17 protein-coding genes and 1 pseudogene are annotated in these 19786 nt (G+C 64.1%); 10 read left to right on the forward strand and 8 right to left on the reverse strand.

Annotated elements, in window-relative coordinates; genetic code table 11:
• The first annotated feature begins 53 nt into the window (after positions 1 to 53).
• The 3 genes from AB9K35_RS22460 (at position 54) to AB9K35_RS22470 (ending at position 3110) form a co-directional block, all read left to right on the forward strand.
• A complete protein-coding gene (locus AB9K35_RS22460) occupies positions 54 to 653 on the forward strand; it encodes a GntR family transcriptional regulator (RefSeq protein ID WP_369930214.1) in 600 nt (199 codons plus the stop codon).
• Positions 654 to 773: 120 nt separating this feature from the next.
• Entirely contained in the window at positions 774 to 1601 is an 828-nt protein-coding gene (gene dapD, locus AB9K35_RS22465; RefSeq protein ID WP_369929619.1) for a 2,3,4,5-tetrahydropyridine-2,6-dicarboxylate N-succinyltransferase, read from the forward strand.
• 141 nt (positions 1602 to 1742) lie between these two features.
• Entirely contained in the window at positions 1743 to 3110 is a 1368-nt protein-coding gene (locus AB9K35_RS22470; RefSeq protein ID WP_369929621.1) for a formimidoylglutamate deiminase, read from the forward strand.
• Here the strand turns inward: AB9K35_RS22470 and AB9K35_RS22475 are convergent, their stop codons facing one another.
• Positions 3111 to 3650 carry a HutD family protein gene (locus tag AB9K35_RS22475; protein WP_369929623.1) on the reverse strand — a complete coding sequence of 180 codons (540 nt, stop codon included), beginning with the start codon at positions 3648 to 3650 and terminating at the stop codon, positions 3111 to 3113. It lies immediately after the preceding gene.
• Between the two features lie 118 nt (positions 3651 to 3768).
• On the opposite strand from AB9K35_RS22475, the gene AB9K35_RS22480 reads away from it, so the two are divergent.
• Positions 3769 to 4116 (forward strand): hypothetical protein, encoded by a 348-nt coding sequence (locus AB9K35_RS22480; protein ID WP_222454287.1) that lies wholly within the window; start codon positions 3769 to 3771, stop codon positions 4114 to 4116.
• A 38-nt stretch (positions 4117 to 4154) separates the two neighbouring features.
• On the opposite strand, the gene AB9K35_RS22485 is transcribed toward AB9K35_RS22480, so the two are convergent.
• A complete protein-coding gene (locus AB9K35_RS22485; protein WP_222454288.1) occupies positions 4155 to 5210 on the reverse strand; it encodes a transporter substrate-binding domain-containing protein in 1056 nt (351 codons plus the stop codon).
• A gap of 197 nt (positions 5211 to 5407) precedes the next feature.
• Between AB9K35_RS22485 and dapE the strand changes: the two genes are divergently transcribed.
• The 5 genes from dapE to AB9K35_RS22510 all read left to right on the forward strand — a co-directional run bounded on the left by dapE (position 5408) and on the right by AB9K35_RS22510 (position 11345).
• Complete coding sequence (gene dapE / locus AB9K35_RS22490) at positions 5408 to 6553, forward strand: succinyl-diaminopimelate desuccinylase (RefSeq protein ID WP_222454289.1); 1146 nt, start codon at positions 5408 to 5410, stop codon at positions 6551 to 6553.
• Positions 6550 to 6975: a GNAT family N-acetyltransferase gene (locus AB9K35_RS22495; RefSeq protein ID WP_369929626.1), complete on the forward strand. Its 426-nt coding sequence runs from the start codon at positions 6550 to 6552 to the stop codon at positions 6973 to 6975. Before dapE ends, AB9K35_RS22495 begins: the two co-directional genes overlap by 4 nt.
• Positions 6972 to 7589: a TIGR04282 family arsenosugar biosynthesis glycosyltransferase gene (locus AB9K35_RS22500; RefSeq protein ID WP_369929628.1), complete on the forward strand. Its 618-nt coding sequence runs from the start codon at positions 6972 to 6974 to the stop codon at positions 7587 to 7589. The genes AB9K35_RS22495 and AB9K35_RS22500 overlap by 4 nt, the downstream gene beginning before the upstream one ends.
• Positions 7590 to 7599: 10 nt before the next feature.
• Positions 7600 to 9882, forward strand: coding sequence for a ribonuclease R (gene rnr, locus AB9K35_RS22505; RefSeq protein ID WP_369929630.1), 2283 nt, complete (start codon positions 7600 to 7602; stop codon positions 9880 to 9882).
• Positions 9883 to 10022: 140 nt separating this feature from the next.
• Positions 10023 to 11345, forward strand: coding sequence for a lytic murein transglycosylase (locus AB9K35_RS22510; protein WP_369929632.1), 1323 nt, complete (start codon positions 10023 to 10025; stop codon positions 11343 to 11345).
• 102 nt (positions 11346 to 11447) lie between these two features.
• On the opposite strand, the pseudogene AB9K35_RS22515 reads toward AB9K35_RS22510, so the two are convergent.
• The 6 genes and pseudogenes from AB9K35_RS22515 to AB9K35_RS22540 form a co-directional block, all read right to left on the reverse strand.
• Positions 11448 to 12293, reverse strand: a pseudogene (locus tag AB9K35_RS22515) (ABC transporter permease); the annotation flags it as partial.
• Between the two features lie 14 nt (positions 12294 to 12307).
• The gene (locus tag AB9K35_RS22520) at positions 12308 to 13579 is read right to left on the reverse strand and encodes an ABC transporter permease (protein WP_222454295.1); all 1272 of its coding nucleotides are present in this window, start codon (positions 13577 to 13579) and stop codon (positions 12308 to 12310) included.
• An 89-nt stretch (positions 13580 to 13668) separates the two neighbouring features.
• Positions 13669 to 14769 (reverse strand): extracellular solute-binding protein, encoded by a 1101-nt coding sequence (locus AB9K35_RS22525; RefSeq protein WP_222454296.1) that lies wholly within the window; start codon positions 14767 to 14769, stop codon positions 13669 to 13671.
• 76 nt (positions 14770 to 14845) lie between these two features.
• Positions 14846 to 15946, reverse strand: a complete 1101-nt coding sequence (locus tag AB9K35_RS22530) for an ABC transporter ATP-binding protein (RefSeq protein WP_369929635.1) — start codon at positions 15944 to 15946, stop codon at positions 14846 to 14848.
• 377 nt (positions 15947 to 16323) lie between these two features.
• Positions 16324 to 17718: an aspartate aminotransferase family protein gene (locus tag AB9K35_RS22535; RefSeq protein ID WP_369929637.1), complete on the reverse strand. Its 1395-nt coding sequence runs from the start codon at positions 17716 to 17718 to the stop codon at positions 16324 to 16326.
• 66 nt (positions 17719 to 17784) lie between these two features.
• Complete coding sequence (locus tag AB9K35_RS22540; RefSeq protein ID WP_369929639.1) at positions 17785 to 18471, reverse strand: GntR family transcriptional regulator; 687 nt, start codon at positions 18469 to 18471, stop codon at positions 17785 to 17787.
• A 142-nt stretch (positions 18472 to 18613) separates the two neighbouring features.
• Here AB9K35_RS22540 and AB9K35_RS22545 point away from each other — a divergent pair, with 142 nt between their 5' ends.
• Positions 18614 to 19702, forward strand: a complete 1089-nt coding sequence (locus tag AB9K35_RS22545; RefSeq protein ID WP_222454300.1) for a polyamine ABC transporter substrate-binding protein — start codon at positions 18614 to 18616, stop codon at positions 19700 to 19702.
• The last annotated feature ends 84 nt before the right edge of the window (positions 19703 to 19786 follow it).

Raw genomic sequence — 19786 nt, forward strand, 5'->3', positions numbered from 1 at the left:
CCTGCCGGGGATAACTCTTGCAGCATCACACCGGCAGTTGTATCGCCAAGGGCATGTCCGCAACCATTGCCGATACGATTTACAATGCGCTCAGCGAGCGCATCATCACCGGCCACCTGGCCGCCGGTGAGAAGCTGCGACAGGACCACATCGCCCGCGAATTCGACGCCAGCCACGTCCCCGTCCGCGAAGCCCTTCTGCGGCTCGAGGCGCACGGGCTGGCCCGTTCCGAACCGCGCCGCGGCACCCGGGTCAGCGCCCTCGACCCCTCGGAAATCCGCGAGGTGATCGAGATGCGGGTATCACTGGAAATCCTCGCCCTCTCCCACGGCTTCGCCCGCTTGACCGACGCTGACATCGAGGCCGCCGAAGCCGCCCGGGTCGCCTGCGACGCAGCGGAGGACATGGCCAGCTGGGAGCGGTTGAACCGCGCCTTCCACAAGGTGATTCTGGCCCCCTGCGAGATGCCGCGCCTGCTCGCGGCCATTGACGACCTGCACATCGCCTCGGCCCGTCACCTGTTTGCCAATTGGCGGCACCAGTGGACCCGGCGGGTGGACAGCGACCATGCCGCGATCGTGCAGGCCCTGCACCGCCGCGACGCCGCCGCCGCCTGCGACATCCTCAGACGCCATCTGCGCCGGGTGCGTTGATCGGCCAGAGATCGTCAAAACGCCGTCAGGCGCGGCATTTTGGACGCAATACGGGCATGACCTGACGGCGGATTGCAGCTATGTAACCCCGAATCTAACCGACGCCGGAGGAACGACCCCATGTCCAACGCCCAGCTGGAAGCAGCAATCGAAGCCGCCTGGGAGGCGCGCGACACCATCACCCCCGCCACCACCGGTGAACAGCGCGACGCCATCGAAGACACCCTGAATGCACTGGATTCAGGCAAACTGCGCGTGGCCGAAAAGCTGGAGAACGGCGACTGGCACGTGAACCAGTGGGCCAAGAAGGCGGTGCTGCTGGGCTTCCGCATCAAGGACATGGAACTGCAGTCCGGCGGCCCGCAGGGCTCTGGCTGGTGGGACAAGGTCGACAGCAAGTTCGCAGGCTGGGGCGACAGCCAGTGGAAGGAGGCCGGCTTCCGCGCGGTGCCCAACTGCGTGGTGCGCAAATCCGCCTACATCGCGCCCGGCGTGGTGCTGATGCCCTCTTTCGTGAACCTCGGCGCCTACGTCGATGAAGGCACCATGGTCGACACCTGGGCCACCGTCGGCTCCTGCGCGCAGATCGGCAAGAACGTGCACCTGTCCGGCGGCGTCGGCATTGGCGGCGTGCTGGAACCGATGCAGGCCGGCCCCACCATCATCGAGGACAACTGCTTCATCGGTGCGCGCTCCGAGGTGGTCGAAGGCTGCATCGTGCGCGAGGGCTCGGTGCTGGGCATGGGCGTCTTCATCGGCAAGTCGACCAAGATCGTCGACCGCGAGACCGGCGAAGTGATGTACGGCGAAGTGCCGCCCTACTCGGTCGTGGTGGCCGGCTCGATGCCGTCCAAGAACGGCATCAACCTCTACTGCGCGGTGATCGTGAAACGCGTGGACGAAAAGACCCGCTCCAAGACCGGCATCAACGAGCTGCTGCGCGACTGATCCGCGCTATTCTCGGAAATCATCGCAACGCGCCCGCTAGCCGGGCGCGTTTTTCTTTGTCGCGCGCCGCCCGACAGCAAGACCCTTGCCGCAGGTTAAACCTGCCGTTAAAGATATTATACCTAGACATAAGAGGGTCAAATGCAGACAATTCATGCCCGACGCGCCCGCCTGCCCCAGGGGTGGGCAGAGGATCTCCGCCTGACGGTTGCGGATGGTCGAATCAGCGCCCTGACCACCGGCGTGCCGCCGCAGGAGGGCGACACCCGCACCGATGTCCTGCTGCCGTCACTGGGCAATCTGCATTCGCACAGTTTCCAGCGCGCCATGGCCGGCATGACCGAGGTCCGCGCCGCGGGCAAGGACAGCTTCTGGACCTGGCGCGAGCTGATGTACCGGTTCATGGACCACATCACCCCGGAGCAATACGAAGCCATCTCCGCGCTGGTCTTCATGGAGATGCAGGAGGCTGGCTATGCCTCTGTTGGCGAGTTCCACTATGTCCACCACCAGCCGGGCGGCGCGCATTTCGACTCGCTCAGCGAGCTGAGCGAGCGGGTGTTTGCCGCCGCCAGCCAGACCGGCATCGGCCTGACCCATCTGCCGGTGCTCTACACCTATGGCGGCGCCGGAAAGCAGGCGCTGAACGGTGGCCAGCAACGCTTTGGCAATTCAGTGGCAGAGTTTGCACAGCTGGTCAGCCGCGCCCGCGACCTCGCCGCCCGCGACCTGCCGCAGGACGCCAGGGTCGGCATCGCACCGCATTCGTTGCGCGCCACCTGCCCCGAGGATCTGGCCGAAGTGCTGCAGATCCAGCACGGGCAGCCGGTGCACATCCATATCTCCGAACAGCCCAAGGAAGTTGCCGACATCTCAGCCTGGCTGGGCGCGCGCCCGGTCGACTGGCTGCTCGACAACGCCCCGGTGGACGGCCGCTGGTGCCTGATCCACGCGACCCACATGACCGCGTCGGAAACCGCCCGCATGGCGAAATCCGGTGCCGTCGCGGGCCTCTGCCCAATCACCGAGGCCAACCTGGGCGACGGGCCTTTCAACGGCGTGGAATACCTTCAGAACGGGGGCGCCTTCGGGATCGGTTCAGACTCTAACGTGCGGATTTCGCTGGTCGAGGAGCTGCGCACGCTGGAATATTCTCAGCGGCTGCGCGACCTCGCCCGCAACGTGCTGGTACCCGGCGAAGGATCGGTCGGCGAGACCCTTTACTTGGGCGCAGCCCACGGCGGCGCGCAGGCACTGGGACGCGATGGCGGCCGGATCGAGACCGGCGCGCTGGCAGACCTGGTGGCCATCGACAGCGAGGCCGCGGCGCTCTGCGCGCTGGCACCGGAACAGCTGCTGGACGGCCTGTGCTTTGCCGCGGGCGACGACACCGTCACCGACGTCTGGAGCGGCGGCCGCCACATGGTTCAGCACGGCCGTCACATCCACCGCGACCAGATCGTTTCCGGCTACAAATCGGCCATCAAGGCGCTGATGGAGAGCCTGTAATCAGTCTCTAACTGGGAAAAAACGCACCAAGATCACGGCGCCGTCTGCGGAAACCCGACCGCGGGCGGCGCTGTCCAGTACCAGCCCTTCACCGCAGGCAAATCCGCCGATCCCGTCAAGGACCAGGCTGCCCGCCGCCACAAACAGCGCCTGCGGCCCGGACTCGCCGACCCAGTTGCCGCCGCGCAGCACGCTGGCCTGCGCGCGGGTGGCCCGTGGATCGTAAATCACGTTAAACGCCCGGCAGGGCCCGTCGCGCAGCTGGCAATCCAGCGCAAGGCCGCCGTCAAACGCCAAGGGCTGCATCGGCTGCGCCGCGAGGCTCACGCCATCGCCTGTCAGCCGGTGCCCGGCCCCCGCCACCACTGTGTGAATGCGCGACAGGCCGGGAAAGGGCGAAAAGGGACCGCTCTGTGCGATATCCGCCAGGCTCAGCCGCCAGACCATCTTTCCGCCGTCCTCGTGCAGCGCCAGCTCGCGCGTCACCCCGCCGCCATTTTTCCAGGCAACAGGCCGGGCAGTGTCAGCAGAAAAGCGCATGGAAGGATCCTTTGGCACCGGGTTTATGCCTAGACATAATGCCAGCGCCGCGACGACCACAAGCCCGTGATCGCTGAACAGGATTGACCCCCCACACCCCCGGCGCTATGGCGGCGCCATGGAAAAGAAGAAACCCTCCCGCCAGCAAGTCTACACCCTGCTTGTCCAGATCGGTCGCAAGGACGGAGACGGGCTGCCTGACGGCGCCACCGGTGCGGCGCTGATGATCTATGCCTCCGGCGTGGACGAGGCCGAGGCCGTGCGGGAAACAGTGGCCATCCTGAAACAGGCCGATACCGCGCCGCTGGATGTGACAGGCTACGGGACCCTGGCCGAGCGCGAAGCCGAAGGACATGAAATCGGCGAAGAAGAGCGCCAGCTGATGCAGCGCGCATTGGACGAAAACGCCGTGATCGTCGCCCAGATGACCCCGTTCTTCGATGGCGAGGAGCCGGTGTTTCACTGAAGCCCGACCCGCTGGGGTGCAGCCGGACACAACACGCTTCAGTCGCGACTGCCGAACCACTCGCGGTACAGTGCGTCATAACTGCCGTCTTCCTGCACGGCCAGCAGCGCCTGGTTGACGTCCTCGACCAGCGGCGATCCTGACGGGAACACCAGACCGTAGTTCTCCCTCAGGAACGGCTGGCCGATCGTATGGCCATAGCGGTGACCGCCCTTCTGGGCGTAGTAGTTCAGCACCGGCGCATCAAAGACCACCGCCTTGACCTCCCCCTCCTCGAAGCCTTCCAGCATCGCATCCAGCCCCGGATAGGCGGCATAGTCGATCTCGCGGCGGTCCAGGAAACCAGCCGCGGTGGACCCTTCGATGGTGCCGACCGGCTTGCCATACAGATCGTTCACCGAATTCACCGAGCCGCTGATCGCCTCCACGGTCATTACCGCGGTGATCTTGGCCACGAAGACCGAGACGATGAACAGCGAGGACACCACCAGCACCACGCCGAACATGCGCCCCACCGGCGTGCGCGGCACGCGCTCCTCGAAACCGCCGTTGACCACCAGGTTCAGCGCCCACCAGAACGAGGGAAACCAGGCCTCCTTCAAAGGCCGGTCGAAATAGGGCTGGGCGCGACGCTCGAACATCCACATGAACATGCCGCCGGTGAACAGCAGCAGGAAGGCGATGCCGATTGCCGCCGCCAAGTCCCAGGAGAAAAGCGCCCGCAGCAGCGAGGGTTGCCGGATCTCATCCGCCTGCACCATGATCTGCAGGCCACTTTCAAAGATCGGATGGCTGAAATCCATCTCCACCTCGCGCGCCGCGGTGATGGAGATATTGGCCACCGCCAGATCCGCCTGCCGCTCGCGCACGCTCTGCAGCATGTCCGCGAAACTCTCGCTGCGTTCGATCTGGTACTCCCAGCCAAGCCGCTCGGACAGCAGCCGCAACAGCTCGATCGAGAACCCGGTATCCCGCCCCTCCTCAACCATAGAGAACGGCGGACGGGTGACGGTCTGTACCGTCAGAACTTGGGCAGACAGCAGCTGCGCCCAGAACAGGAACAGGGCGGCGAAGGTCAGGCGGACGTACAGCACGGAAATACTCGTGTTGGGCCGGGTGACGGCAACTGGCTACCAGTCCTTAGGCGCTTCCCCTTTTTCACGCAAGCGTGATTGAGGCGCAGCCGCGGCGACGCTGGCATTTGCGCCACGGCGGTCCTGCCACGCCTGTGAATTGCGCCTTGCCGCAATCCACGCTAGGCCTTGGCCAAGACGACATTCAGGAGCCCGCAATGCCGCAGACCGACCCCGCCCGCCTGACCGCTGACCTGATCCGCTGCCCATCCGTCACCCCAGAGGAAGGCGGTGCGCTGGTGCTGCTGGAGCAACTGCTGAGCGCTGCCGGCTTTGACTGCCAACGGGTCGACCGCGGCGATGTCAGCAATCTGTTTGCGCGCTGGGGGGCCAAGGGCCACGCCCGCACCTTCGGCTTCAACGGCCATACCGACGTCGTGCCCCTCGGGGATGAGGCCGCCTGGACCATGCCGCCGTTCGGTGCCGAGGAGAAAGACGGCTACATGTACGGCCGCGGGGCCACCGACATGAAATCCGGCGTAGCCGCCTTTGCCGCAGCCGCCATCGATTTCGTCAAGGACACGCCGCCGGACGGGGCCATCATCCTGACCATCACCGGCGACGAGGAAGGCGATGCGGTGGATGGCACCACGGCGCTGCTGGACCATATGGACCAGACCGGCGAACAGATGACCGTCTGCCTGGTGGGAGAGCCCACCTGCCCCAACGAGATGGGCGAGATGATCAAGATCGGTCGCCGCGGCTCGCTCACCGCCTGGTTCACCGTGACCGGCGTGCAGGGGCATTCGGCCTATCCGCACCGCGCCAACAACCCGCTGAACGCTATGGCGCGGCTGATGGACCGGCTGGCGAGCCACGAACTCGACCAGGGCACCGAGCATTTCGACGCCTCGACCCTGGCCGTGGTCACCATCGACACCGGCAATCCGGCCACCAACGTGATCCCGGCGCAGACGAAATCCACGGTGAACATCCGCTTCAACGATGCCCACTCGGGTGCCAGCCTGACAGACTGGCTGCAGGCCGAAGCCGACAAGGTCGCCGCCGAGTTCGGGGTCGAGATCGGACTGAAGATCCAGATTTCCGGCGAAAGCTTCATCACCCCGCCCGGCGCCCTGTCGGATCTGGTCTCTGCCGCGGTGGAGGCCGAAACCGGCCGCAAGCCGGAGCTGTCGACCACCGGCGGCACCTCGGACGCGCGTTTCGTCAAGAACCACTGCCCGGTGGTGGAATTCGGCCTCGTCGGCAAGACCATGCACCAGGTCGACGAGCGGGTCGAGGTGGCGCAGATCCACCAGCTGAAGTCGATCTATACCCGTATCCTGCGGGATTTCTTCGCATGAGCCTCGCGATCTCGATCACCGACGACCTCGACGCCTGTCTCGCGCTACGGTTTCAGGTATTCGTCGATGAACAGGGCGTGCCTGAAGAGGAAGAACGCGATGCGCTGGATGCCACGGCCACGCATCTGCTGGCCGTTCGCAACGGCGCGCCGGTCGGCACCGCGCGCATCGTGTTTGGCGAGGACACTGCAAAGATCGGCCGGGTCTGCGTGCTGCAATCGCAGCGCGGCACCGGGCTCGGGGCGCAGCTGATTGAGACCGCCGTGTCGATCGCGCGCCAGCGCCCAGGCATCAAGCGTGCCAAGCTCGGCGCGCAGCTGCATGCGATCGGCTTTTACGAGAAGCTGGGCTTTGAGGCCTTTGGCCCGGTTTACGATGACGCCGGCATCGACCACCGGGACATGGTGCGGAATTTCACGTGAAACGCACCCTGATCGTCATGGTCAAGGAACCGCGCCCCGGTCGGGTCAAGACCCGGCTGGGCCGCGACATCGGCGTGATCCCGGCCACTTGGTGGTTCCGCCATCAATCCGCCCGGCTGCTCCGCACCCTTCGCGATCCGCGCTGGCAGACGCTGCTGGCCGTGGCACCGGATCGGGCGGTTGCCTCCCGCGTCTGGCCCGCCGATCTGCCCCGACTGCCGCAGGGCAACGGCGATCTGGGCGCACGTATGAAACGGATGCTCAGATCCGTCGGCAATGGCCCCGTCTGCCTGATCGGCGCCGACATTCCCGGCATCCGCCCTGCCCATATCGCCCGAGCCTTTGCCGCCCTCGGCAGCCATGACGCGGTCTTCGGCCCGGCTGCGGACGGCGGCTATTGGTTGGTCGGGGCGAGACATCCCGCACGCCTGCCGCAGGGGCTGTTTTCCGACGTGCGCTGGTCCAGCGAACACGCGCTGGCCGACACCCTGGCCACCCTGCCGGGATGGCGCATCGCTCTGGTGGACACACTGCGCGATGTCGACACGGTCGCCGACCTGCCGCGACATTCATCTGCATCTTTTCACCATGACGCCGCGCCTTCGCCGTGCTAGGGCGGAAAGCATGAGCCGTATACCGACCAAGGCCGAGATCCTCGACTGGATCTCCGCCAACCCGACCCACACCTCCAAGCGCGACATTGCCAAGGCCTTTGGCATCAAGGGGGCTGCCCGGATCGACCTCAAGCGGATCCTGAAGGAGCTGGAGGCCGAAGGTCACCTGCAAAAGCGCAAGAAGACCTACCGCGACCCGGAACAGCTGCCGCCGGTCACCGTGGTGCAGGTGAAGGCCCCGGACGAGGACGGCGATCTCTACGCCCGCGCGCTGGAATGGCACGGCGAGGGCGAGGAGCCCCGTATCCTGGTCCTGCCCCGCGCCTCCGATCCGGCCCTGGGCGAGGGCGACAAGCTGCTGGTCAAGCTTCAGAAGATGCAGGGCGAGGACCACGATTACCAGGCCCGCCTGATCCGCCGCATCGGCAGCAACCCCAAACGGGTGCTGGGCATCTACCGCGAAGGCTCCGAAGGCGGGCGCATCGTGCCGATCGACAAGGCCGCCTCGAACGAATGGATGGTGGCCTCTGATGCCGCAAACGGCGCCCGCGACGGGGAATTGGTGGAGGCCGAACAGGTCGGCCCCAAGGGCCGCATGGGCCTGCCGCGCGCCCGCATCGTCGAACGCCTGGGCGACCCCTCCGCGCCGCGGGCGGTGTCCTTGATCGCCATTCACCAGCACGGCATCCCGGACCAATTCCCCGACAAGGTGATGGCCGAGGCCGACGCCGCCAAGCCGATGGGCCTGAAAGGGCGCGAGGATTTGCGCGACCTGCCCCTGGTCACCATCGACCCGGCGGACGCACGTGACCATGACGACGCCTGCTATGCCCATGCCGACGACGATCCCAAGAACCCCGGCGGCCATGTCATCTGGGTGGCGATTGCCGATGTTGCCGCCTACGTGCGCCCCGGCTCGGCGCTCGACCGCGAGGCGCGCAAGCGCGGCAACTCCAGCTATTTCCCCGATCGGGTGGTGCCGATGCTGCCGGATCGGCTGTCAGGTGACCTGTGCTCTCTGCACGAAGGCGTGCCGCGCCCCTGTATTGCCGTACGCATGCAGATCGACGCGGATGGCAACAAGATCGGCCATCGCTTCGTGCGCGGGCTGATGCGCTCCGCCGCCTCTCTGCACTACGCCGAGGTGCAGGCGGCGATGGATGGCGACGCAAATGAAAAGACCGCGCCCTTCCTCGACGACGTGATCCGCCCGCTGTACGCCGCCTACGAGGCGCTGACCCGCGCCCGCGCCGCGCGCGAGCCGCTGAACCTGGATCTGCCCGAGCGCAAGATCGTGCTGGACGACGACGGCTCCGTGGTCTCGGTTGCGTTCCGCGACCGCCTGGACGCGCACAAGCTGATCGAGGAATTCATGGTGCTGGCCAATGTCGCCGCAGCTGAAACCCTGATCAAGAAGCGCTCGCCGCTGCTGTTCCGCGTGCATGAGGAGCCGACCCAGGAAAAACTCGAGGCGTTGCGGGAAACCGCCCGTGCCGCCGGTCTGAACCTGGCCAAGGGGCAGGTGCTGCAAACCCGGCATCTGAACGCGCTGCTGAATCAGGCCGCAGGCACGGATGACGCGGAACTGGTCAACATCTCCACCCTGCGCTCGATGCAGCAGGCCTATTACAACCCTGAAAACTTTGGCCATTTCGGCCTGGCCTTGCGCAACTACGCGCATTTCACCTCGCCGATCCGACGCTATGCCGACCTGATCGTGCACCGCTCGCTGATCTCGGCGCATGGCTGGGGCGATGACGGGCTGACCGCCGAGGAAATCGAGCGGCTGGAGCAGACCGCCACCCATATTTCCGACACCGAGCGGCGCTCGATGATCGCCGAGCGCGACACCACCGACCGCTATCTCGCCGCCTATCTCAGCGAACGCGTCGGCAGCGAATTCACCGGCCGCATCAGCGGCATCGCGCGCTTTGGCGCTTTTGTGAAGATGGACGAAACCGGTGCCGACGGGCTGGTGCCGGTGCGCTCCATCGGACGGGAGTTCTTCCACTTCGATGCCGAGGCCGCGACCCTGACCGGCAGCGAGACCGGGATGCAGCTGGGCATCGGCCAGCGGGTCACGGTCCGCCTTGTGCAGGCGGCCCCCGTCACCGGCGGGCTGGAGCTGGAACTGCTGTCGATCGAGGATCAGAAGCTTCCGGGTGGTGGAGGCGGGTCCCGCAAGGGCGGACGTCGCAGCCCGGCTGGCCGGACCGTGAAACGCAAGGCCGCCAAATCCAAGCTGAAGGCCGCCAAGGTCAAGCGCAAGGTGGAACGCAAGCGGCGCAAATAAGCGCCGCCACCCCTTCCTGCACGCGAAACTGGTCGTCCGGACGCGGCACAGGCGGCAGTCCGCACATCCGACGGATGCGCTCTTTACCCGCCCTGCTGCAGCGATACACTGGATCCGAGCAGTCAAGAATGAGGTGCAAGATGCGCAGTTGGGTGATGGCGTCGCTGATCGCAGGCGGCGCGGCGGTGGCGCAGGCCGCTCCGGACTCTTCGCTGAGGCCCGCGCAACGACCAGAGGCACTGAAACGGGCCGTCGCAACGGATACCGCACAGCTCGCCGCGGCGCTGCGCCCGGCGGCGCGACCGCAGGCGCAAGCGTCGGATCAGGCGGAAGATCCCACCACCGAGGTCGGTTTCCAGAACTGGATCCGAGAGTTCCGCGCACGGGCCATGGCCCAGGGGATCAGCGCCGGGGTGCTGGATGCCGCCTTTGCCGGTGTGCGACTGGATCCGGAGGTGATCCGTCGGGACCGCAACCAGTCCGAATTCACCAAGACGATCTGGGATTACCTCGACAGCGCGGTGTCCGACCTGCGGATACGGAACGGCAAGGCCGCCCTGCAGGCACAACAGGCCCGGCTGGAACAGATCGAGGCCCGGTACGGCGTCGAAAAGGAGATCGTTGTGGCGATCTGGGGGCTGGAAAGCAGCTATGGCAGCTTTCGCGGCAAGGACGACGTGATCCGCTCTCTCGCGACGCTGGCCTACGAGGGACGCCGTGCGACCTTTTTCGAGGGCCAGCTGATTGCGGCCCTGAAGATCCTGCAGGCCGGTGACGTCGAAGCGCGGCGGATGACGGGCAGTTGGGCCGGCGCCATGGGCCACACCCAGTTCATGCCGACCTCCTATCTCGAGTATGCGGTGGATTTCACCGGCGACGGCAAGCGCGACATCTGGTCGGACAACCCGGCCGATGCCCTGGCCTCAACCGCCGCCTACCTGAAGAAATTCGGCTGGGTCAAAGGCCAGCCCTGGGGCGTCGAGGTGACACTGCCCGACGGGTTCGACTACCGGCTGGCGGATCGCAAGATCAAACGCACCGCTGCGGAATGGGCGGCGCTGGGGATCCGCGCCATCGATGGACGCCCGGTGGCCGACCATGGGCCCGCGTCGATCCTGCTGCCTGCGGGCAGCAAGGGCGCGGCATTCATGATCTTTGGCAACTTCGCGGTTTTGGAGCGCTACAACTCCGCCGATGCCTATGTCATCGGGGTGGGCCATCTGGCCGACCGGCTCCGCGGCGGCGATGCGCTGCAGGGTGGCTGGCCGCGGGGCGACCGGGCCTTGACCCTTGGCGAACGCGAGGAAATGCAGCAGCGGCTGACCCGCGCCGGGTTCGACACTGACGGCATCGACGGAAAGATCGGCCCCAAGACCATCAGCGCCGTGCGCGCCTACCAGGTGGCCAATGGCTTGACGCCGGACGGCTATGCCTCGTTGCGACTGCTGCAACGGCTGCGCTGATCGCTGGCCTCGGCCACGCGCCCGACGGCGCAGGGAAACAACCGCAAACAAAAAAGGCCCCGCATGCAGCGGGGCCTTGTTGTTTTCAGCCGATGCCCAGCCTCAGCTGGGGGACATGCCCCGCAGCCGCTCGGAACGGCGGCGCAGCAGTTCGACCGTCGTCAGCAGGGCGATGGAGATCGCCACCAGGATCGTCGCCACCGCAAGAATGGTCGGCGAGATCTGCTCGCGCAGGCCAATAAACATCTGCCACGGCAAGGTCTTCTGGCTGGCGGAGCCGACGAACAGCACCACCACCACCTCGTCGAACGAGGTGATGAAGGCAAACAGACCGCCCGAGATCACCCCCGGCAGGATCAGCGGCATCTGCACCCGGAAGAAGGTGGTCACCGGATCCGCGCCCATATTGGCCGCCGCACGCGTCAACGAACGGTCAAAGCCAACCAGGGTCGCCGTCACGGTGATGATCACAAAGGGAATGCCCAGGGCGGCATGCGCCAGCACCACGCCAAGGTAAGTGCCCTGCAGACCAATGCGGCTGTAGAAGAAATACATGCCCGCAGCCGAAATGATCAAAGGCACGATCATCGGCGAGATCAGCACCGCCATGATCGCCCGGCGGAACGGCACATGCGGCTGGCTGAGGCCAATGGCGGCCAGCGTGCCAAACGTCACCGACACCAGCGTCGCCATCGGCGCGATCTTCAGAGAGTTCCACATCGCCGATTGCCAGGAACTGTCGCCGAAGAAGTTCCGGTAATGCTTGAGCGAAAAGCCCTCGGGATCAAGCCGCAGCATCTCCGGCGTGAAGGTGAAGAAGTCCTGCGCATTGAAGCTGAGCGGGATGATCACCACGATCGGCGCGATCAGGAAGAAGAAGATCAGCCCGCAGATCACCCGGAAGGAATAGTACCAGATCCGTTGGCCGGTGGTTGCATAAGGAGGAAGTGCGCTCATGTCCGTTACCCCAGCTTCACGTTGTCGATGCCGACGATCTTGTCATAGACCCAGTAGAGGATCAGAACGACGGCCAGCAGGATTGCGCCCAGCGCCGCGCCAAGTCCCCAGTTGCCCGAGGTCGAGATGTGATAGGCAATCAGGTTGGAGATGAAGGTGCCCTTGGTGCCGCCAACCAGCGCAGGCGTGATGTAGTAGCCCACCGCCAGAATGAAGACGAGGATCGAGCCCGCGCCGATGCCCGGCACCGATTGCGGGAAATAGACCCGCCAGAACGCGGTCCAGTTGGTCGCCCCCAGCGATTTCGCCGCGCGCAGGTAGGAGGGGTTGATGGTCTGCATCACCGAATACATCGGCAGGATCATGAACGGCAGCAGGATATGCGTCATCGCGATGATGGTGCCGAGCTCGTTGTTGATGAGAACCAGCCGGTTGGCGTCGTCCACCAATCCGATCCAGACCAATGTGTCATTGATGACCCCCTGCTGCTGCAGCAGGATCTTCCAGGCCGAGGTCCGCACCAGCAGCGAGGTCCAGAACGGCAGCAGCACCAGGATCAGCAGCAGGTTAGCCTTGCTGGTGGGCAGGTTTGCCAGCAGCCAGGCCACAGGATAGCCCAGCAGGATACAGCTGAAGGTGATGATCAGGGACATCCGCATGGTACGGATCAGCAGCGTGTTGTAGATGCGCTCGTTCTCGGGCCGAACCTCCACGCCATCAGCGCCGAGTTTCAGGTCCACGGCATTCAGAAAATAGCCGGCCGTGCGGGGCGCCGAATAGGTCTTGATGGTGCGCCACAGTTCGATGTCGGCCCAGCCTTCGTCGATGTCGATCAGCTTTTCCTTGAACGGCGCGTCGGCATCCATGTCCCACTTGCGAACCTTGCGACCGGATTTGCGAAACACCGAGGAAATACCGGGGTTTTCATAGTTCAGCCGCTTGCCGACCCGCGTATGCACCTTTGCTTCCGCAGCCTCCTTGAGGTCGGCGGCAAGGGCCGCATAGACCGCCTCGTCGGGCAGCTGATTCAGGCTGGCGTCCCATTCCTCCAGCGCTTCGACAGTGCGCGGCAGTGTATTTTCGACAATCCGGTTGTCCACCGACCGGTACAGCATGTCGGCAACCGGCAGGATGAAGGTCAGAAGAATGAACAGCAACAGCGGCGCGATCAGCATCAGCGCCCGCAGCTTCTGCATTCGCAACGCCCGCGCCAGACTGCGCTTCAGCGGCGTGCCGTCCGCAGCCAGCACCGGGCCGGAATGGGTGGTATCGCTCATGGGGTTCCCCGTCGGACTTTTATTTTTTGGGGCGGGGGCCACCGTCACGGTGGCCCCCGCCGAACACTTGGATCCAGGTCGGGATCAGATCACTTGGCCAGCCATGCCTGGAACTTGGCGTCCAGATCATCGCGGTTGTCGGCCCACCACTCGTAGTCGTAGGTGTGCACGTTACCCGCGTTGGCCGGGTCGGTCGGCATATGCGGTGCCATTTCGATACCCAGTTCGGCATGCTTGCCGACCAGCGGAGCCGAGGAGGCACGGGCCGGACCATAGGAGATGTAGGCGGCCTGATCGGCCAGGCGCTGGGTGTCGGTGGCGAACTTCAGGAAGTCCATCACGCGCGCCTTGCGATCCGCAGGCAGACCGGCGGGCACGACCCAGCCGTCGAGGTCAAAGGACTGCATGTCCCAGAGCATGCCGATCGGCTGGTTCTGCTCGGCAATCGCCGAGAACAGGCGGCCGTTGAAGGTCGAGCCCATCACGACTTCGCCATCCGCCAGCAGCTGCGGGGTTTCCGCACCCGCCGACCACCAGACCACCTGGTCCTTGATGGTGTCGAGCTTGGCCAGGGCGCGGTTCACGCCTTCGTCGGTGCTCAGGACGTCATAGATCTCGTCCTTGGCGACACCGTCGCAGTACAGGGCCCATTCCATGTTATCGATCGGGCGCTTCTGCAGCGCGCGCTTGCCCGGATACTTCTCGGTGTCGAAGATCGCGCAAACCGAATCCGGCTTGTCGATCAGGTCGGTGCGATAGCCGAAGGTGGTCGAGTAAACGATCTGCGGCACGAAGCAGTCGCTGACGATCAGGTCGCCGAAGTCTTCGCTGGCCGGGGTGCCATCGGGCGCGGGTGCCAGCACTTCGTCATGGTCCAGCTCTTCCGCCAGACCCTCGTCGCACAGGCGCATGGCGTCCGAGGCCACCGCGTCGACGAGGTCCCAGGTCACGTTGCCGGCTTCGTTCATCGCACGCAGCTTGGCCACGGCTTCGGCCGAGCTTTCGTCCCAGACGATTTTGACCTCGGGGTTGGCCTCCAGGTAGGGCTCCACATAGGCCTTGTTCTGGCTGGCCTGGTAGGCGCCGCCCCAGGAGACCAGCGTCAGTTCATTGGCCATTTCCTGTGCAAAGGCCGACGGCGCGCACAGCGCAGTTGTCACCGCCAGTGCAGACATCTTGCTGAGTTTCATCGAGTATCTCTCCTTGTTGATTTCACGTGTGTGAGACCCCCGGTCGTTGTCATGCCGGGGGTTCGGCGCGCGCGGATCAGGCGTCCAGCGCGCGGCAATCTTCCGGCAGCCAACCGATTTCGATTTGCTGACCGGGCTGCAACCGGACCTGGTCCGGGGCATTGCGGGTCTTGATGATGAACTCATCGTTGCCCGCCACTCGCAGGCGGGTGCGGAAGATGTCACCCATGTAGATGAACTCCAGCACTTCCGCCTTGAGCGTATGTACGCCTTCCTGAAGGCGTTCACGGTTGTACTCCACCCGCTCGGGGCGAATCGAGACGCGCGTGCGCTCGCCGGGCTTGGAAACGTTGACGGGCTTGCAATCAATCAGCTCGCCATCGTCCAGCTGCACCAGCGCGATGCCGTTGTTGATTTCCTTCACCGTCCCTTCGAGCGTGTTGTTCTCGCCAATGAACTGAGCCACGAAGCTGTTCTCCGGGCTTTCGTACAGCTGGTCCGGCGGCGCGATCTGCTGGATGCGCCCGTCGTCAAAGACGGCCACCCGATCCGACATCGTCAGCGCTTCGGTCTGGTCGTGGGTCACGTAGACCGTGGTAATGCCAAGCTGGTGCGCAAGGTGGGTGATCTCGAACTGCATCTTTTCACGCAGCTGCTTGTCCAGCGCGCCCAGAGGTTCGTCCATCAGCACCAGTTCCGGTTCGAACACCAGCGCCCGGGCCAAGGCGACCCGCTGCTGCTGCCCGCCGGACAGCTGCGACGGACGACGTCCGCCGAAGGCACCCATTTCCACCATGTCGAGCGCCCGCTTCACCTTCGCCTCACGCTCGGATTTGCCGATCTTGCGCACTTCCAGCGGGAAGGACAGGTTTTCCGCGATCGTCATGTGCGGGAACAGGGCGTAGTTCTGGAACACCATGCCGATGCCCCGTTTATGGGGCGGAATATTGTTGATCGATGTCCCCCCGAGGCGAATGTCGCCATGGGTTGCGGTTTCAAATCCCGCCAGCATCATCAAACATGTTGTTTTGCCTGAACCTGACGGGCCAAGCATCGTCAGGAATTCGCCCTTGGGCATGGTGAGGTTCAGGTCTTTGACAACGAGATTTTCGCCATCATAGCTCTCTTGGACGCGTTCGAATTCAACGAACGCATCAACATTAGATGCATCAGCCAAAGCAGGCTCCCCGTGTTTTGTCAGTCCGGCAGATTAGCTCTGCACTTATCTGGAGTTAATCACACCAGCGGCAGTCAGCGCTAGATGAGAAAAAATATTCTTTCCAAGGCGGGTTACTGACACTTTGCGTTTGTTATGCCGCCATCCGACATCCCCACCCTAACGTGATCTTAGGACCGATTTCGAGGGCAGAATCAGACTTTTTGCGGCGCAGTCGGGATGTTTTGCGCCACTTGGGCGAGATGCACGACATATCTTGAGGCAACCACCCGAACTGAAGAAAGAAAAATACCCGACCCACAGGGGCCGGGTATCCTCCGAATCGGTACCAGGACGCGTCTTGGCGGGCCCTGTTTTTCCGCACGCGCGGACGAAAATCAGGCGCTGTGCAAAAGGTCCTGTTTCTTCAGTTCCGCGTGGCATTCATCCAGAGACCGGGTCGCCCGTTCGATGAGGACATCGATCTGCTCCGGCGTGATCACCAGCGGCGGCGCAATGATCATCCGATCGCCGACATGGCGCATCACCAGGTTGTTGGCAAAGCAGCGCTCGCGGCAGATATAGCCGACGGTCCCCGTATCCGAGGCAAAGGCGGCCCGGGTTTCCTTGTTCGGTGTCAGCGCAATCGACCCCATCATGCCAACGATCTTGGCCTCGCCGACCAGCGGATGATCGAGCAGCGATTCCCATTTCTGCTTCAGGTACGGCGCCGCCACGTCGCGCACATGGCCGAGGATGTTTTCCTCTTCCAGGATACGCAGGTTTTCCAGCGCCACGGCCGCGGCCACCGGATGGCCCGAATAGGTGTAGCCATGGTTGAATTCGTCGCTGGCGATGACGCTGGCGATCTCGTCGCTGACAATCGAGCCGCCGATCGGCGCATAGCCAGAGCTGAGCCCCTTGGCGATGGTCATGATGTCGGGGCGGATGTTCAGGGTTTCACTGCCGAACCAGTTGCCGGTGCGCCCGAAACCACAGATGACCTCATCCGCGATCAGCAGGATTTCATACTTGTCGCAGATCCGCTGGATTTCCGGCCAGTAGCTGGCGGGCGGGACGATCACGCCGCCTGCGCCCTGCACCGGCTCGGCGATGAAGGCGGCAACGCGGTCCTCGCCCAGTTCCAGGATTGCCTCTTCCAGCTCGCGTGCTCGCTGCAGGCCGAACTCTTCCTCGGGCATGTCGCCGCCTTCGGCCCACCAGTTCGGCTGGTTGATATGGTGAATGTCGGGAATCGGCATGCCGCCCTGCGCGTGCATGCCGCTCATCCCGCCGAGGCTGCCGCTGCCGACAGAGGAGCCGTGATAGGCATTCTTGCGGCTGATGATGATGGATTTCGACGGTTTGCCCTTCAGCGCCCAGTAATGGCGCACCATGCGGATGTTGGTGTCATTGGCCTCCGAGCCGGAACCGGCAAAGAACACGTTGTTCAGATCACCCGGGGCCAGTTCCGCAATCTTCTTTGCCAGCGCGATCGCCGGAACATGGGTGGTCTGAAAGAAGGTGTTGTAATACGGCAGCTCGCGCATCTGGCGGGCGGCGACCTCGGCCAGCTCGTCGCGGCCATAGCCGATGTTGACACACCACAGCCCCGCCATCGCATCGAGGATCTGATGCCCCTCGCTGTCGGTCAGGTGCACCCCGCTGGCACGGGTGATCACACGCGCGCCCTTCTGGGACAGTTCGCCGTTGGCAGTGAACGGATGCATGTGGTGGGCGGCATCCAGCGCCTGAAGCTCGGCCGTCGGCATGTGATTGGTGATCACGGTCATGGGAGGCACTCCTGCGAAAATCAAACTGCGCCTAGAATATGATCAAATTGCCCCATGTCAATCGAATCAGTTGGCGACCTGCAATCCCTGCGCGACCTGCTCCATGCCCTGGCAGACGTCTCTTTCCATCGCCAGTGCCGCCATATCCGCATCCCGGCGCCGAAGTGCCTCCAAAATGTCCTTGTGCCTATCTGGGAAGCTTTGCGTGCCCAGGCGCCCGCTCACCACCCGCAGCGATGGGCCAAACCGCAACCACAGCCGGTCGGCGATATCGGTCAGAATAGGGGCTTCGGCATGGGCATAGAGCAGCGAATGGAAACTGTAGTTCTGCACCAGGTAGCCCGCGACATCGCCCGTGTTGATCGCAGTATCCAAGGCGGTATCGATGGCCGTAAGCTGCGCAATCACCGCTTCGGTCACATGCGGCGTGGCCCGACGCGCAAGCTCGCATTCCACTGTTTTTCTTACGAAAATAAGCTCTTCAAGATCTTGCGCGCCCAGCACGGGCACCGACACGCGCCGGTTGCCCTGAAACACCAGCGCGCCGTCCGAGATCAGACGCCGGATCGCTTCGCGCACCGGCGTCATGCCCGCGCCCAGCGTCTCCACCAGCCCCTGGATCGTCACCGCCTGCCCCGGCACCAGGTCCCCAAACAGAATCTGCGAGCGAAGTTTCTGGTACACGATCTCATGCGCGGGCAGTTTTGTCGGGCCTTCCTGCGCGCTGCCAGCCGCTGAATGCGTCTCTGTCACCTGTGGATATCCTCCTTGATTTTCGCCAGCTTGCACCATCCAGAGGCAAGTGAAAACATAAAGAGTATTGCCGAACGCGGCAAAACTTGATCAAATCCTTCCACGGCCGGACATTGAAGCCGGCACCCACAGGGAGAACTTCATGACACTGAAAAAGCTGACCATGACCGCCGCCGTTGCCCTGGGCACTGCAGCCGTCGCTTCTGCCGAAGAGGTGCGGGTCTACAACTGGTCCGACTACATCGACGAGAGCCTGCTGGAAAAATTCGAAGCCGAAACCGGCATCGACCTGATCTACGACGTGTTCGACAGCAACGAACTGCTGGAGACCAAGATGCTGGCCGGCGGTTCCGGCTATGACGTGGTGGTGCCCACCGGCACCTTCCTGCAGCGCCAGATCGCCGCGGGGGCCTTCCAGAAGCTGGACATGTCCAAGCTGCCCAACCACGAGAACATGTGGGACGTGGTCTCCAGCCGGACCGAACAATATGATCCCGGTAACGCCTATTCGATCAACTACATGTGGGGCACCACCGGCATCGGCGTGAACGTTCCCAAGGTCAAGGAAATCCTCGGCGAGGACGCGCCCATCGATTCTCTGGAACTGGTGTTCAACCCGGAGAACATGGAAAAGCTGTCCGCCTGTGGCGTGCATTTCCTCGATGCCCCGGCCGAGATGATCCCCGCCGCGCTGAAGTTCATCGGCGAAGATCCCAACAGCCATGACCCGGACGTGATCGCCAAGGCCGAAGAGGTCTTCATGCCGGTCCGCCCCTACATCCAGAAGTTCCACTCCTCGGAATACATCAACGCGCTGGCGAACGGCGACATCTGCGTGGCCGTCGGCTGGTCCGGCGACATCCTACAGGCCCGTGACCGCGCTGCCGAGGCCGACAATGGCGTGGAAATCGCCTATCACGCGCCGGTCGAAGGCGCCCAGATGTGGTTCGACCAGATGGCCATCCCGGTCGACGCCCCGAACCCGGACGGCGCGCACAAGTTCCTGAACTTCATCATGGATCCCGAGAACATGGCCGCGGCCTCCAACTACGTCTACTATGCCAACGGCAACAAGGCGAGCCAGGAGCATCTGGCCGAGGACGTGATCGGCGATCCGGCGATCTACCCGGATGAAGCAACGCTGAACAACCTCTACACCACCACGCCCTACCCGCCGAAAGTGCAGCGGGTCGTCACCCGGCTGTGGACCAAGATCAAGTCCGGTACCTGACCGGCCTCACCCCTCTCTGCGGGGCGGCGTCAGCCGCCTCGCCTCCCGAGACATCCGATTCCGCCTGACGCGCCTGACCATCCC

The organism is Leisingera sp. XS_AS12, from assembly GCF_041224635.1.
GTDB lineage: Bacteria > Pseudomonadota > Alphaproteobacteria > Rhodobacterales > Rhodobacteraceae > Leisingera.